Here is a 15,666-nt window from a genome sequence, read left to right on the forward strand (position 1 = left end):
GGGCCGCGGCGACGGCGTACGACGCCGGTGCGCGCCTGCCCCCGGCGCGCACCGGCGTCGTACGACGCTCCGTCCCGTCAGCCCATGTGCACCGGCGCCGCCCCCTCGGTGGACTCCTGCCGGCCGGCGTTGACGGCGAAGGCCGTGACGGCCAGGCCGGCCAGGAACATGCAGGCCGCGGCGGCGAAGGCCACGGTGTAGCCGTGGGTCAGCGCCTCGCCCGCCCGTGCGACAAGGGCGAAGTCCTCGGTGGCCAGACCCCGGTAGAGGGAGGAGGCCGCCTCGGGCAGCTTGTCGTTCGCCGCCGAGGTGGAGAGCGTCGACAGGACGGCGAGACCGAGGGCGCCACCGATCTGCTGCGCGGTGTTGAGCAGCGCGGAGGCGCTCCCGGTGTCCTGGTGCGCGACCCCGCTGACCGCGCCGAGCGTCATCGGGACAAAGCTCATGCCGAGGCCGAGACCGGTGACGAACATGGCCGGCATCAGATGCGCCGCGTACGACGAACCCGGCTCCAGCGTGGCGAACCAGAGCATGCCCACGGCCGCCACCACCAGGCCGGGCCCGGCGATCAGCCGGGGGGCGTACCGCGCGACGAGCTTGGAGCTGATGCCCGCCGCGGCGGCCATGCCGAAGCTGAAGGGCAGATACGCGAAGCCGGTCCTGACCGGGCTGTAGCCGAGGATCAGCTGCATGTAGAGCGTCAGGAAGTAGAAGGTGGCGAACATGCCCGAGCCGATGAACAGCATCGTCCCGTAACTCCCCCACCGGTTCCGGTCCTTGAAGAGCCGCAGCGGCATCATCGGGTGCGCGGTGCGGGCCTGGAGGAAGAGGAACACGGCCAGCAGCACGACCGCGGCGGCGAAGGATGCGAGAGTCAGGCCGTTGGTCCAGCCGTGCTCGCCGCCGCGGGTGATGCCGTACACCAGGGAGATCAGACCGCCGGTGCCGGTGATCGCGCCGGGGACGTCGAGACGGCCGGTGTCGCGTTCGGCCTCGACGAGGTAGCGGGTACCGGCGAGGACGGCCAGGCCGATCGGGATGTTGACGAAGAAGACCCAGCGCCAGTCGAGTACGTCGGTGAGCACACCGCCGAGCAGCAGCCCGACCGTGGCGCCCACGCCGCCCATGGCCGCGTAGACGCCCATCGCCGTGTTGCGCTCCTTGCCGACCGGGAACGTCGTGGTGATCAGCGCCAGGGCGCTGGGCGCGGCGAGCGCGGCGCCGGCTCCTTGCAGAACACGGGCGGCGAGCAACAGCCCCTCGTTCGGCGCCAGTCCGCCGAGCAGCGAGGCCAGGGTGAAGACGGCGATCCCCACCCGGAACACGCGCCGCCGTCCGTACAGGTCACCGGCCCGCCCGCCGAGCAGCAGCAGCCCGCCGAACGCCAGCGCGTACGAGTTGACGATCCAGGCCAGATTCGCGTCGGACACGCCGAGATCGGTCTGGATGGCGGGCAGGGCGATATTGGTGATCGTGGCGTCGAGAACCACCATCAGCTGGGCGGCGGCGATCACGAACAGGGCCAGCCCGAGATGTCGCCCGCCCCCGGGTGAGGCTCCGGAGGCATCCGGCCCTGCGGTGGCGACGGGCGTTGTGGAGTGCGCAGACATGGAAAGAGGCTCCAAGGAACGGGGACGGATTAATCCCCGGAACAGGAAACGGACTCGCCGCTGAGTCAATTCCTGATCCGGGAAAAAGCAAAGACTGAACCACCCCCGGAATTTCCGGTGGAGTGGGGTACTCGCTGATGCAATCCGAGGGAAGGACGCCGATACGGCATACAACTTGCGCTCGGGACGAATACGCACACTAACACCCTGTGGCCTGCCCGTACGGCCGTTCCGGAGACGTTCGCCATGTGATGGTTCTCGCGCTTGACGGCACGCCCCCGGGTGTGGGCACACAGCAGGCGGAGAATGCATGGAACCCATTTGCGCTTTCCCGGAAAGTGTGGACACACACCGGCGCGGAGAATTCCGAAAATTGTCTGCCGACGCACGCCGCGTTCGAATAGGCGCCTACACCCGGTCCACAGGCGCCGCAAGGGCGTCCACCGCGGCTCCCGTGTCCCAGGTCACGTTCCGGAACGTGGGCGGTGTCGGCCGCGGCCCCGCCCACGCTCTACCCTGTCGGATGCAGCTGGTTCGCCCTGCCCGCCAGGCAGACGCGTCGTAAGAGGGAACCCGGTGGGAATCCGGGACTGCCCCGCAGCGGTGAGTGGGAACGACCGCCGTCATACGCACTGGATCCGGCCAGGATCCGGGAAGCGACGGCCAGTAGGAATCTGGAATCTGCCTCGGCAGAGCTGCCCGCGAGTCCGAAGACCTGCCCGTTGCCCGTACGCGACCATTCGCGTACGGATATCCCGGTGACCTCGTGGGCGGGTCGGCGTACATATCGGACGGACGAGCGCGCCCGGGGCGCGGTACTGGTCCGTGCGGTCCGTCACCCCTTCGCGCTCGCGTCCCGTCGCCGGGATGTTCAGGAGTCATCTCGCGAAGGAGATTTCCGTGACAGCGAAGTCCGCAGCCGCGGCAGCACGGGCGACCGTGTACGGCTACCCCCGCCAGGGACAGCACCGGGAACTGAAGAAGGCCGTCGAGGGGTACTGGAAGGGCCGCGTCACCGCGGAAGCCCTCCGGGAGACGGCCGTCGGGCTGCGCCGGGCCAACTGGCGGCAGCTGGCTGACGCCGGCGTCGACGAGGTGCCGACCGGTGACTTCTCGTACTACGACCACGTCCTGGACACCAGTGTCATGGTCGGTGCCGTCCCCGCACGGCACCGCGCGGCCGTCGAGGCCGACGCGCTCGACGGCTACTTCGCGATGGCCCGCGGCACCCAGGACGTGGCGCCGCTGGAGATGACCAAGTGGTTCGACACGAACTACCACTACCTCGTCCCCGAGCTGGGCCCCGACACCGTCTTCACCGCCGACTCCGCCCGGCAGGTCGCCGAGCTGACGGAGGCTCTGGCGCTCGGGCACACCGCCCGGCCGGTCCTCGTCGGCCCCGTCACGTATCTCCTGCTGGCCAAGCCCGCGCCCGGGGTGGCGGCCGGTTTCGAACCGCTGACCCTGCTGGACCGGCTGCTGCCCGTCTACGCCGAGGTCCTCGCCGATCTGCGCGCCGCCGGCGCCGAGTGGGTGCAGCTCGACGAGCCCGCGCTGATCGAGGACCGGACGCCCGCCGAACTGGCCGCCGTCGCCCGTACGTACCGCGACCTCGGCGGCCGGACCGACCGGCCGAAGCTGCTCGTCGCCTCCTACTTCGACCGGCTGGGCGAGGCGCTTCCCGTGCTGGCCAAGGCACCGGTCGAGGGCCTGGCACTCGACTTCACCGGCGCGGCGGCGGCCAATCCGGCCGATCTCGCCGCCGTCGGCGGACTGCCAGGAAAGCGGCTCGTCGCGGGCGTCGTCAACGGCCGCAACATCTGGATCAACGACTTCGAGAAGTCGCTGGCCACCCTCACCACCCTCCTCGGCCTCGCCGACCGGGTCGATGTGGCCGCGTCCTGCTCCCTCCTGCACGTTCCGCTCGACACCGCCGCAGAACGGGACATCGATCCGGAGATCCTGCGCTGGCTCGCCTTCGCCCGGCAGAAGACCGCCGAGATCGTCACCCTGGCCAAGGGGCTGGCCGAGGGCACCGGTGCCATCGCCGGGGAGATCGCCGCCAACCGGGCCGCCCTCGCCTCCCGTACGGCCTCGGCGATCACCCACGACCCGGCCGTACGGGCCAGGGCCGCCGCCGTCACCGACGCCGACGGCCGCCGCTCGCGGCCGTACGCCGAGCGCGCCGGCACCCAGCGCGCCCGCCTCGGGCTGCCGCTGCTGCCGACGACCACCATCGGCTCGTTCCCGCAGACCGACGACTTGCGGACGGCCCGCGCCGACCTGCGCGCGGGACGGATCGGCACCGCCGGGTACGAGGAGCGCATCAGGGCCGAGATCGCCGAGGTCGTCTCCTTCCAGGAGAAGGCCGGCCTCGATGTCCTGGTGCACGGCGAGCCCGAACGCAACGACATGGTCCAGTACTTCGCCGAGCGGCTCACCGGCTACGTCGCCACCCGCGGCGGCTGGGTCCAGTCGTACGGCACCCGCTATGTCCGGCCGCCGGTGCTCGTCGGCGACATCTCGCGCCCCGAGCCGATGACGGTGCGCTGGACGTCCTACGCGCAGTCGCTCACCGGACGCCCGGTCAAGGGCATGCTCACCGGGCCCGTCACCATGCTCGCCTGGTCCTTCGTCCGCGACGACCAGCCGCTCGGCGACACCGCGCGCCAGGTCGCCCTCGCCCTGCGCGACGAGGTCAACGACCTTGAGGCGGACGGCACTTCGGTGATCCAGGTCGACGAACCCGCCCTGCGCGAGACACTGCCGCTGCGCGCCGCCGGCCGCGCCGCGTATCTGGACTGGGCGACCGAGTCGTTCCGCCTCACCACCGGTGGCGTACGCCCGGACACCCAGATCCACACCCACATGTGCTACGCCGAGTTCGGTGACATCGTCCAGGCCATCGACGACCTCGACGCCGATGTCATCAGCCTGGAGGCGGCCCGCTCCCATATGCAGGTCGCCCGCGAACTCGCCGCGCACGGCTACCCCCGCGAGGCGGGTCCCGGTGTGTACGACATCCACTCGCCGCGCGTACCGAGCGCCGAGGAGGCCGCCGCGCTGCTGCGCACCGGGCTGGAGGCCATCCCCGCCGAGCGGCTCTGGGTCAACCCCGACTGCGGCCTGAAGACCCGGGGCTGGCCGGAGACCCGCGCCTCGCTGGAGAACCTGGTCGCCGCGGCCCGTACCGTCCGCGCGGAACTGCCCGGCTGACCATGCCCTGTGGACGGCCGCGCGGGGCACACCCCGTGCCCCGCGCGGCCGGGGGTCCCAGCCGGCGGTCCCCGCCGTTCGCGTGCACAGGGCGCGGCGATAATTGCAGTCGCCTCTACGGTCCGGCCGACCGGGTTCGCCCCAGCGCGGGGAGTCGGCCTGCCCGGGCAACCCACGCGGCACCAGGAGAGCATGGACTGTGGCACATCCGAGGAACACCGAGCTGGTCCCGGGCAGCACTGCCGCCCGGCTGGATCATTCGCGCGAGCAAGTGGAGGGCCGGGCGGAGGAGTTGGCGGAGGTCCATACGCGTCTGAGAGATCCTGACGGGCCGCGTCTGGTCGTCGTCCGGGGCGAACGGGGCGTGGGGCGGAGCGCGTTCGTACGGACGCTCGGCGAGCGGCTCAGGGCGGAGGGCGTCGCGGTGCTGTCGCTGGCGTGTGCGGCCGGTGACACGGAACACCCTCTGTTGCTGGCATCGCGTCTGGTCCGGGCGCTGCCCATGACGCGGCCGGCCGAGCACGGCCGGGGCAGGGGGCGGTCCGACCGGGAATCGCTGGCCGCTGTCGCGGCGGGTGATCCGGTGGCGATGGGCCTGGTGCTCGGTGCGGCGGTCGCGTCGGGGCAGGAGAGGCGTACGAGGCCGATGGTCGTGGTGATCGAGGACGCCGAGCATGCCGACGCCGACTCCCTCGGTCTGCTGGGCGGAAACGGCGGCAACGGTCTCTTTCCGCCGGACGTCCGGCTGCTGGTCACCGTCGTCGAGCGTGGAGCGGAGCACGAGGGCGGGGACGTCCACGCGTCAGGCGGGGCGCTGCCCGTGGAGCGGCTGGCGGGCGAGCTGTCCTCGTACTCCCTCGTGCTCGGGCGGCTCGGTGAGCCGGAGGTCTCCGCCATGGTGGCCGGCCGGTTGCAGGCGATCCCGCAGCCGGACCTGGTGCGGCGAGTGCACCGGTTCGGCCGTGGTGTGCCGGCGGCGGTCGACGCCCTGCTGACCGGGTGGGTACGGAAGGGCGCGATCCGGGTGGCCGACGGCCACGCCTTCCTGAGCGTCCGCGTTCCGACGCCGCTGCTTCCGTACGACCATCCGCTAGTGGCGGAACTGCGGGCACTCGGTGAGCCGTACGGGACGGTGGCCGGGGCGCTGAGCGTCCTGTGGCCGCTGGGCCGGGCGGCGCCGACCCGCACGGCGGCGGTGACCGGGCTGTCCGCCGAGGAGACGCGGGCCGCGATACGTGCGCTCTGCCGCGCGGGCATCCTGGACGAACTGACGGAACCGGCGCGGCCGGAGGAGGGCGCGGACGGCTCGGGGGGACCGTACGACGGTGGCCGGGGCGTCCGGGGCTGGACATTCCGGCTGCCTCTGGTGGAGTACACCGTCAGGGAAGGGCTCGGGCCGCTGGAGCGGGCACGGCTGTCGGCCTCGGCGGTGGCCGAGCTGTGGGGCGAAGGGACCGGGGGCGAGCGCCCGCCCACGGAGCCGGGCGGCGGCGGCCTGCTGGCCGAGGCCGATGCCGTGACCTATCCGGCCGACCGGATCGCGGACGCGGGTGTGCTGATCGACCGGGAGCGGGCCGTCGAGGAGCTGGTACGGGCCGCGGATCAGCTGGTCCCCGATGTCCAGGGGCCCTACCTGCTGCGATACCTGCGGGCGGCCCTCGACCTGATCGAGGATCCCGGGGCGCGCGAACGCATGCTGCTGCGGTACGCGAAGGCCGCCTACGTGGTCTGCGACTACCCCGGCGCGCGGGCCACGGGTGCGGAGATCCTGCGCGACCCCGCCGACAGCCTCTCCGACGATCTGCTCCAGGACGTCGCCCTGCTGGTGGTCGCCTCGACGACCGCCTCGGAGGACTGGGCGCAGATGTCCCGGATGGCTTCCGCGCACTGGTGGCGGGACCTGCCGCTGCCCCCGGCGGCGGCCGTGGCGGGCCAGACACTGGCGCTCTGCGGCACGGAGCGGTGGAACGAGGCGCGTGAGGTGCTGCTGCGGACCGAGCCGGTGTGGCGGACCGGCACCCGTAAGCAGTGGAACCCCGAGTGGTTCCTGGCCTGTGCCGAGTGGGTGCTTGGCCGGCCGGAGCGGTTCCGGCAGCTGCTCAGCGCTCCGCACGGCCCCGACATGACGCCCGACTCCAAGCACGCTCTCACCATGGCCGCCGCCGATCAGCTCCTCGGTGCCCGGGATCTGCACGGGATGACACGGCTGCTCGCCTTCCGCGGTCTGACGGTGGAGTGGATGCCGCCGTACACCCGCTTCCTGTGGCTGCACCTTCAGGGGCGTTGGGACGAGGCGCTGGCGGGCGCGCGCTGGATGCTGGCGAACCGGCAGGCGCACAATCCGCCACCGAGCCACCATCTGCTCCCCGCCAGAACGGCCGCCATGCTCCTGGCCAGGGGGCGCACCACCAGTGCGCGACGGCTGCTGGACAGTGCGCGCGACCTCGGCGAAGGGCCGCTGGAACTCTTCCTGGACCAGGCCGAGGCCGAGGTGCTGCGTGCTCTCGGCGAGACGGACGAGGCCGAGCGGATACTGCGTGGCGCACTGGCGGTGGCGGGCGAGCACGGACATGCCTACGGCACCGGCGAGTTGTGGGCCCTCCTGGCCGAACTCCACGCGGAGGCCGGGCGGGTCCCCGAGGCGGCCGACGCGCTGGCGAACCTGGAGACGCTCACGGAGCGTACCGGGGACGAACGGACCCGGTTGCTGTGGTGGTTGACGTCGGCGCGGGTCGCGGCCATGGGCGGCCCCGGTGGTCCTGACCGCGGAAGTGAGCGGGTGCCGGCCGCCGTGGAGCTGGCCCGCGCGCGTGACCAGCCGTTCGAGACGGCGGTCGTCCTGATCTCGGCGGCCCGTTCGGGGGGCGGCCACGAGAAACTGCTGTACGAGGCGTACGACCTGTTGGGCGAGGTCGGTGCCCCGCTGTGGCGGTTCCATACCCGTACGGCGATGCGCGAGGCCGGGCTGGCCGTGCCGGACCGCCGGCAGGTGACCGTCGAGAACGAGCAGTTGCTCGCCACCCTGATCACCGAGGGCCTCAGCAACCGCCGGATCGCGGCGGTGCTGCGCGTGAGCGAGGACGCGGTCGCCAACCGGCTGACGCGGCTACTGAGCCGTACCGGACTGCGGTCCCGTACGGAAGTGGCCACGGCGGTGCTGACCAGCAGCGCGCCGGCCTGGCCCGTGCGCTGAGTTCGCCGGTGCGGCGGAACTCGCGACAGGTTTCCCTGTTCCTTGACACACGAGGGGTATTTGCCCGCCGAGCATGGGTCGGGAACATGACAGCATCGGCCTCCGTTGCTCCGATTCCCCAGCCGTGACATCCGTGACTTAGACGATATCCATGCCGTTCACCACGCCTGATGTCGTTTCGTCACTCTGATACCCAGTGGAGGGCGAATGCCCCGGTCGGTGTCTGCGCTCACTGTTCGGGTGGCGATCCACGCCCCCGATGCCGTCATACGTGCCGGACTGGCCAAACACCTCCAGTTCGACCGGCGGATCACCGAAGTTCTGCCCAGCGGCACCGGCGAGGCCGATGTGACGGTGGTGGCGGTGGACTCCGTCGACGCCGGCACCCTGGACATGCTCGCCGTGCTGTCCGACCGCCGTGAATCACGCTTCGTGCTCGTCGTCGGCCGGCAGTGGCAGACCAACATCTTCACCGCCGTGGACCGAGGGGTACGTGCCGTGCTGTGGCGGGACTCCTTCACCCCCGCGGCGTTCGTGCGGGCGCTGATCACCGTCGCGGAGGGCGGGGGCAGCTTCCCGCCGGCCCTCCAGGGCGTACTCATGGAGCAGGTCCAGTGGACCCACCGCGCGGTCCTCACCCCGCACGGCCTGACGGCGTCGGGTGTCACACCGCGCGAGGCGGACGTACTGCGGCTGATCGCGGACGGCAAGGAGCTGTCGGAGATCGCGGAGCTGCTCTCGTACTCCGAGCGCACCATCAAGTACATCCTGTCCGGTCTGATGAAGCGGCTGGAACTGCGCAACCGCGCGCACGCCGTGGCCCATGCCATACGCTCCGGCCTGATCTGAACCGGCACACCGGGCATGTCCTGCCCGGTGTGCCGGCTCGGGCCCGTGGGCCTCAGGTGAGGCCGCGCCAGGTCAGACGATGGTCCACTCGTGGTCGTCGTTGGGGCTGCACGGGTAGACGCCCAGCCGGGCGTCGGGGCCGCCCTTGCCGTCCTCGCCCCACACCTCCAGGCACATTCCGTTGCTGGCCCTGTTGTGGATCCAGTACTGGCCGTTGCCGCGGCTCTCCAGCCACCACAGCTGGTTGTCGGCGGTGGTTCCGGTGCAGGTGCCCTCCCTGACGTAGGTACGCATGGGGACCGCGCCGGTTCCCGGGAGGTCCATGCACAGGCCGTCCTTGACGTTGCGGATCTGGAAGAGGTCCGCCCCGTCCCCGCCGAGACCCTCGTAGCGCTTCTCGAAGTTCCACATCTGGTTGTCGACGTCGCCCCGGTAGCAGTACTCCTGGAAGACCCCCGCGCCGACCTTCCCCTTGCCGGAGCCGCCGATGTCGGCGCACATGCCCGTCACCGCGTTCTTCACCATGATGTTCTTGCGGTTGGCGATATCGACGGCGGGCTGCTTCGCCACCACCTTGGGGGTCGAGGCCGCCCGCGGGGTCGGTGACGCCGCGGGCTTCGTGGCGGATTCAGCGGAGGGGGACTTCTCCGTCCCGGTGGCGGGGTGGCTCTCGCTCTGGTTTCCCGTCTCCTTCCGGTCAGTGCCCGTGCCCGTGCCCGTGTCCGTCTTCGTGTTCGAGCCCGAGTCCGAGACCGTGACCGCGTCCTTGGCGCTCGCACCGTCGGCGCTCGTGGTCGGAGTGGGGCTCGCGGTCGGTGACGTGGTGCCGTAGTCGGGTACGGGCTCCGCCGGCAGGAGCTGCTTCGGCAGCACCACACCGGAGGCATGGTCGGACTGCCCGCTGGACCGGTCGTCGTCATCGTCCCCGCCGATGAAGAGCAGCGGTACGGCGAGCAGCAGCGCGCCCGCGATGCCCGCGCCCGCCAGCAGGGCCTTGGCCGGGCGGCCGGAGGGCGGCTCACCGTTGCCGCCGTCGGCCCCGGAACCGGCGGCGACCGGTGCGTCGTCGTCCTCGGAGGCGGACGCGGCGGCCGTGGCAGCGGTGGCCGGGGCGGCCGATCCGACGGGGGCGGCCGACGCGGCCGACGCCACCCCGGACGTCTCGGACCGCTCGCGCTCCGGACGGGCCGAGGCCCCGGGAGACGTCGTGGACGACTCCCCCGACGGAGCCGCGGTGCCGCCGGACGTCCCTTGCGAAACGGACAGCGTGGCTGTCTCCTCCGAGGAGGCGGAACGGGACCCGGAGGCCGGCGGCATGAGGGACTCATCCGGCTCCCCCGGTGCGGCGGGCACCGCGACCGCACGGCGTACCGCGGGGGCACCGGGTCCCGTGCGTTCCTGACGAGGCATATCGTCTCCTTCTCGGATCTTCAGTCGGCATGCGGCGCCGTGCGGGGCGCCTGCGGGGTGGTGTGCGCCGGGCCGATCGGCCCGTGGCACAGGCCCGGCCACACAAAGGCACCGGGCGCGGGGGACCGGCCGCGCAGCGTGTCGTCCAGCCGGGCGAGCACGGCGCGGTCGGCGTCGTCGAGTTCGGGAGGGGGCGGGAGGGGGCCGCCCGGGGTGCCCGGGGTGCCCGGGGCGTCGGCCTGCAACTCGCGGAGCATGATCAGCGGGGCCGGGCCCGACCGCCGTACGTCGAGCACGCGCAGCCGGGTGCCCGGCGCGAACAGCACCTGCTCGACGGCCATTCCGTCGCCCGGGCGGTCGGTCAGCTGGCGGACCCGCCGGCCGGTGGCGGACCAGATGACGTACTGCGGCCCGCCGGGAAGCGGTCCGGCGGTCCCGACGGGTACGGCGCCCAGCGGGGCCGGGTCGCGCAGGAGGGTGCCGGCGGCCAGGCCGTCGAGGGGTACGTCTCCGGCACCGTGCGCGGCGACGCCCCGGTAGGAGGGCATACGGCGGAGCGCCGAGGCGAGGCAGGCGACGTAGGGCAGGAGGCGTTCGTCACCGGATCGCAGCCCCCTGACGACCGCTTCGGGGGCGAGCGGGCCGTCCGGGGAGTTCAGGTAGATGTGCAGCGCGATCACATCGGCGCGGGCGGCCTCCTGCTCCTGGGCGCGCAGCGCGGGCATCCGGATGAGGGCACGGGCCACGGCGGCCCCGTGCCGCTCCCACACGTCCTCGGCCAGCTCCCGGAACGCCCGCCGCTCGTCCTCGGTGCTGACGTGTCCGGGGTGGAACGGAGCGGGGAGCCCTTCGGGCGCGGGCGTCCGGGACGGTTCCGTCAACTCACCTGCCGCGGGAGGGCGTTGACGCTCGGGCAGCTCGGTGGGCAGCGAGGTGCGCGGCCCGTGGGAGGGGGCCGGGTGAGCCTTCCCGGCCTCTGGCGGAAGCGGCGGCGCGGTCGCGGCGCTCGGGGCGGGCGTGGCGCTCGGGCGCCTGGCCTCCGCCGGGCCGCTTCCCTCCCCCGCCGGCCGACTCCCCTCCGCCGGTACCGGAGACGATCCCGGTACGACCGGCGGCGCAGGCGCCTCGGTGCGTTCCTGTGGTGGCGCGGCGGCGCGGGCGCGGGCGCCCATCGCCGTCACGGGCGTGGCGGGTCGTACCGGACGGTCGATGCCGGCCGACCACCCGTCGGGTGCGGTGGGTTCACTGGGCAGGGCGGACGGGAGCTGAGACGCCGGCGGCTTCGGCGCCTCGGCGCGTTCTGGCCGTTCTGGCCGTTCTGGCCGTTCCGGTGTGCCCGTCGTCGGGCGGGAGGGGGCTCGCTCCGGGCGGAGCGGCCCGTCGGGTGCGGGGTGCTCCGGTCGCGGGGCGCGCCTCCGCGGTACGGGGGCAGCCGGCCGTACGGGACGTTCGGGCTCTGCCAACGGCTCTTCCCTCGAGCCGAGTTCGGCAAGGACCTGGCGCGCGGCACCGGCGAGCGGCGGGCGGGCCGGGCTGAGTGCGGCGGGACTCGGTGCGGCGGGGCTGGGTGCGGCGGGGCTGGGCGCGGCAGGGGCGGTTGCCCTGGGGGCGGCCGGAGCCGTGCCGGACGGCATACCCGTGGCCGGTGCGGCGGCCCGTACCGGCCGCGGGGCCGGATTCTCCCTGGCCGGGAGCTGCCGGGCCGGCTCCTTGGCCGCCGCCCGCGCAGGCGGACTCGCGGCCGGTGCCGCTGCCCGGCCGTGGAGACCCTCCGGTGGTACGGCCCGGACGCCGCGACCGGCACCCACCGATGCGGCCCGGCGCGGGGCCGGGAGAGGCGGGGCGGTGAAGCGGACGGCCCGGATGCCGTGTTCGGCTGCCATACGGCGGAGTTCGACGCCCCCGTCGAGGCAGGTGCCCCGCATGTACAGCCGTACCCGGCGGCGGACGTCGGGCAGCAGCAGGGTCAGCACCCGGGACAGCACGGGCCAGAGCGAGGCGTCGAGTTCCTCCCCGGGGCGGCCGATCTCGATGGCCGGGCTCTCGGCGTCCACCGGCCGGTGCACCGGCGAGGGCGCCCCCTCCGTCCCGGATATGTACAGCCCCGCCCGCGTCACCGTCGCCTGCCAGCGCTCCGACAGCCGTACGACGCCCGGCCCCGTACGCTCGCCGGCCACCGGCGACTCCCAGCGCAGCAGCCGCGGCGGCGGGACGGTGCCGTCCTCCGTCGGGGGAAGGCACATCACCGCGTCCACGAAAGGCCGCCATCTCGGCTGCCCGTCGGCGCCCACCAGCACCGACCGCACCGGCACGGGGCCGCCGTCGGCCACGGGGGCGAGGAACGGCAGCCCGGTGTACACCACCACTCCCGCGCCGAGCCGCTCGGCCACGGCCTGCCCGGTGCGCAGCACGTCCCGAGGGCCGCCCGGGGCCAGCCGTACCGCGGACCGTACCGCCGTGGGCAGTCCGTCGAGCAGATCGCTCACTTCCGCACCGAGGATGTCCTCGTCCTCCGGCATGCCCAGCAGCACCAACGGCCCCCGGGGATCCACCGGGACGGCGTAGCAGAGGTCTCCCGGGCGCGGGGCGTCGGCCTGCCCGGAGCGCGCCAGCACACCGGCCGGGATCGGTTCGATCAGATAGCCGCCGTCGGTGTGTGCGGGCAGCGCCTCCACGGCGGACTGCCAGCCGGGTGCCGGCTGGCGGGCGCCGAGCCGGTCCGGCTCGGCGCCCGGCGCGAACCGCCACCAGCTGCCGTGCGCGAAGAGCGTGCCGCCGGGCACCACGAACACGGGGCCGTCCGGCGCGATCACCGTCAGTTTCCAGCCGTCCGCGAGCCGGCGGGCCAGCGCCGGACGGTCCGGACGGCCGCCCCCCGTACCGGACATGACGAGCCGGACCGTCTCCACCCGGTCGTCGCGCAGCACCGAGAGGACCGCGCCCAGACGGGTCCACAGCCCGGCCGCCCCCGTCGCGCCCGCGCCGGCGATGACCGTCACGGTGTGCTCGGCCTCGTCGGCCAGCGCCCGCAGCAGGTCGGCCAGGTCGGTGGGGTCCATCGTGTCGTCGGGGGTGCGCAGCAGCCGCAGGCCGTCGTACTCCTCCACCAGCAGCCCGTCACCGGTCTCGGCCGCGCGCGCCGGCTCCGCCTCGGGCGCGGCAGGCGCCTCGGGACGGCGCTCCTTCCCCTGGCCGAACCAGCGCGACCGGCGGCCGGACCGCGTCACCGGCGTACCGCCCGGAACCGGGACAAGGCTGCGGTCTCACTCATGATGGCTCGTCACCTTGCGGGGGTCGCGGGGGCGCGAGGTACGGGAACCTCGGCGTCGTCACCGGCGGATGGGGGCAGGCGGGTATGAACACCGGCAGCCTAAAGAGCCGGTGCACCGGCCCCCCGGCACACCGGCACGTGATTGCACCTTGGGCCACCCAACTCTGCCCACCTCGGCGGTGGTCGCCGTCCGGCCCGCGGGACGGCCCGGTGGATCAGTCGCCCTGCGTACTCGGTGCGGCGGCGGACGCGGAGGCGGACCGGGAGGGCGGCCAGGCATCGTCCCCGTCGATGTCGAAGTCGAAACCCGGGTCGAAGGCTGAGTCGAAGCCGGGGTCGAAGGCGGCGGTTTCACCGGCCGAGGCGGGCAGGTCGTTCGCGAGGGCGCCGCTCTCCGTCGGCACCCTCGGGGCCGCCGCCGTGGCCGTCGTCTCGGCATCAGCCGCCTCCGACGCCTCCGTCTCGACCGCCGCCACCGCCGCCCGGAGGGCGTCCGTGTCGACGACCATGCTCACCGCCGCCGACGGGTTGACGCACAAGCTGTGGTCGGTGGGCAGGCGGTCCAGCAGGTCGGGGGTCCTTATCAGCTCGAAGGACAGCTGGCCGTAGCGGTGGAGCAAGGTGGGTGAGCTGAACGCCAGGATGACGGCGGTGCCATCGGGTTTCGCGGCGGAGACCGGGGTGCCGTCGAGGGCGACGAGGACGGCCAGTTCGGCGGTAGCCAGCTCGCGGGTGACGACCTCGGCCGGGGCGTAGCCGGTGGAGGCCAACTGGATGGCCGCGTCGATCTTGTCCTCGGGCTCCGGCCAGCCGTTCGCTTCCGGGGACGGCTTGTAGGCCTCGTTGTCCTGCCACTCGATGATCTCGCCGTCCAGGTCGGTGCGCCACTGCCCGACCACCGCCCACTCCGGCGGCTGACCCTCGCCCCGCCAGGTCGGGTCGACGTAGTAGAGCCAGTGGTCGGGGAGCAGTCTGCCCGCCTTGACGAACTCCTCGGGCGGGGCGGGGTCGATGGCGGTGGTGGCGGTGACGGCCTCGGTGGTCGCGTCGGCCTCGGTCGTCGCGTCGTCGTCGGTGGTCGCGTCGTCGGTGGGCGTCGGGGCGGTGGTGGTCTCGCTCATGGGTCCTCGGGCTCTCGGGTCATCGGGTTGTCGCTGGTCCAACTGCTCATCGGAGCGCAGGCGTCCGGGGGCCGACGGTGGCGAGCTGAATGGCACGGTCCAGGTTGACCGGGGTGGGGGCTTCGCCCCTGGGCTCACTCATCCGGTCCGCCCAGGATGTCGGGGAAGTTGTTGAGTTCCTGGCGGCTGTGGACGCCCAGCTTCTGGTAGACCGTATGGAGCTGGCTCTTCACGGTTTGGGCCGAGATCTTGCGGTCGTCGGGGCGGTCGGCGTTGATGATGTCGCGGATCCGGGTGTTCGTAAGCCGCTCGGCGGCGAGTCTGGCGACCCTCTTTTCGGCCGGGGTGAGGGGAAATACGTGCGAGGACCTCTCTCGTGGCGCCGTTTGGCCCTGCGACGCGCGGAGCTCCGGCGGCTCCAGCGGCTCCAGCGGATCCCAGTCCATCGCCTGGGCTCCGGGCTCGGACGCACCGCCCGGCGCGGAACCCTCCAAAGGTCCGTCCGGGGTCCCGAAGAAGGGGGCGAGTTCGGAGGGGCCGCCAATGCCCAACTTGTTGTAGATAATTTCCATTTGGTTGCGCACGATACGGATCGATATCTTGCGGTCGACATCGGCGTTGTATGTATCGAGGATCTCGTCGGCGGAAAGGTTCCGGGCGGCGAGTCGGCCGATCCTCCTCTGTACCGGATTGAGTTTCCTCAGGTCTCCGGTCGGGGCCGGACTCTCGGGTTCCGGCGACACATTGTCCGCAGGGTCCAGGGCGTCGAAGAAGGCGACGAGTTCCTGGCGGCCACGTATGCCCAACTTGCCGTAGATCCTGCCGAGGTGGTTCCCCACGGTACGGGTCCCGATACGGAACTCGGGGGGGCGTTTGGCGTTGAGTACGTCGCGGATCTCGGGGTTTGAAAGGCCCTTGATGGCGATTCGGGCAACCTTTCTTTCCGTCGGACTGAGTCTCTCCAGACCTCTGGGCGAGGCTGGATTCACAGGTTCC

At 72.7% G+C, this 15,666-nt stretch carries 8 protein-coding genes and 1 riboswitch; of the genes, 3 read left to right on the forward strand and 5 right to left on the reverse strand.

The window, feature by feature from the left end:
* Nucleotides 1-77: 77 nt before the first annotated feature.
* A complete protein-coding gene (locus tag AB0389_RS06200) occupies nt 78-1,610 on the reverse strand; it encodes an MFS transporter (RefSeq protein WP_366394139.1) in 1,533 nt (510 codons plus the stop codon).
* A 513-nt stretch (nt 1,611-2,123) separates the two neighbouring features.
* A riboswitch (cobalamin riboswitch) is annotated at nt 2,124-2,348 on the forward strand.
* 162 nt (nt 2,349-2,510) lie between these two features.
* On the opposite strand from AB0389_RS06200, the gene metE reads away from it, so the two are divergent.
* From metE to AB0389_RS06215, 3 genes are all read left to right on the forward strand, one after another.
* The gene (metE, locus tag AB0389_RS06205; RefSeq protein ID WP_366394140.1) at nt 2,511-4,826 is read left to right on the forward strand and encodes a 5-methyltetrahydropteroyltriglutamate--homocysteine S-methyltransferase; all 2,316 of its coding nucleotides are present in this window, start codon (nt 2,511-2,513) and stop codon (nt 4,824-4,826) included.
* Between the two features lie 199 nt (nt 4,827-5,025).
* The gene (locus AB0389_RS06210; RefSeq protein WP_366394141.1) at nt 5,026-8,019 is read left to right on the forward strand and encodes an AAA family ATPase; all 2,994 of its coding nucleotides are present in this window, start codon (nt 5,026-5,028) and stop codon (nt 8,017-8,019) included.
* A 240-nt stretch (nt 8,020-8,259) separates the two neighbouring features.
* Nucleotides 8,260-8,868 (forward strand): response regulator transcription factor, encoded by a 609-nt coding sequence (locus tag AB0389_RS06215; protein WP_366394142.1) that lies wholly within the window; start codon nt 8,260-8,262, stop codon nt 8,866-8,868.
* A gap of 72 nt (nt 8,869-8,940) precedes the next feature.
* Here AB0389_RS06215 and AB0389_RS06220 read toward each other — a convergent pair whose 3' ends face one another.
* The 4 genes from AB0389_RS06220 to AB0389_RS06235 form a co-directional block, all read right to left on the reverse strand.
* Entirely contained in the window at nt 8,941-10,278 is a 1,338-nt protein-coding gene (locus AB0389_RS06220; protein ID WP_366394143.1) for an RICIN domain-containing protein, read from the reverse strand.
* A 20-nt stretch (nt 10,279-10,298) separates the two neighbouring features.
* Nucleotides 10,299-13,505, reverse strand: coding sequence for a hypothetical protein (locus AB0389_RS06225; protein WP_366394144.1), 3,207 nt, complete (start codon nt 13,503-13,505; stop codon nt 10,299-10,301).
* A 259-nt stretch (nt 13,506-13,764) separates the two neighbouring features.
* A complete protein-coding gene (locus AB0389_RS06230) occupies nt 13,765-14,670 on the reverse strand; it encodes a type VII secretion system-associated protein (RefSeq protein ID WP_366394145.1) in 906 nt (301 codons plus the stop codon).
* A gap of 134 nt (nt 14,671-14,804) precedes the next feature.
* Nucleotides 14,805-15,659 carry a helix-turn-helix transcriptional regulator gene (locus tag AB0389_RS06235; RefSeq protein WP_366394146.1) on the reverse strand — a complete coding sequence of 285 codons (855 nt, stop codon included), beginning with the start codon at nt 15,657-15,659 and terminating at the stop codon, nt 14,805-14,807.
* Nucleotides 15,660-15,666 lie beyond the last annotated feature (7 nt).

Origin of the sequence: Streptomyces sp. NPDC093109 (genome assembly GCF_040701725.1) — a bacterium.
GTDB lineage: Bacteria > Actinomycetota > Actinomycetes > Streptomycetales > Streptomycetaceae > Streptomyces.

Excerpts from the sequence above, each read along its gene's own strand:
- AB0389_RS06230 (WP_366394145.1), bottom strand. The coding sequence starts at position 14,670 with ATGAGCGAGACCACCACCGCCCCGACGCCCACCGACGACGCGACCACC.
- AB0389_RS06220 (WP_366394143.1), bottom strand. The coding sequence starts at position 10,278 with ATGCCTCGTCAGGAACGCACGGGACCCGGTGCCCCCGCGGTACGCCGT.
- AB0389_RS06200 (WP_366394139.1), bottom strand. The coding sequence starts at position 1,610 with ATGTCTGCGCACTCCACAACGCCCGTCGCCACCGCAGGGCCGGATGCC.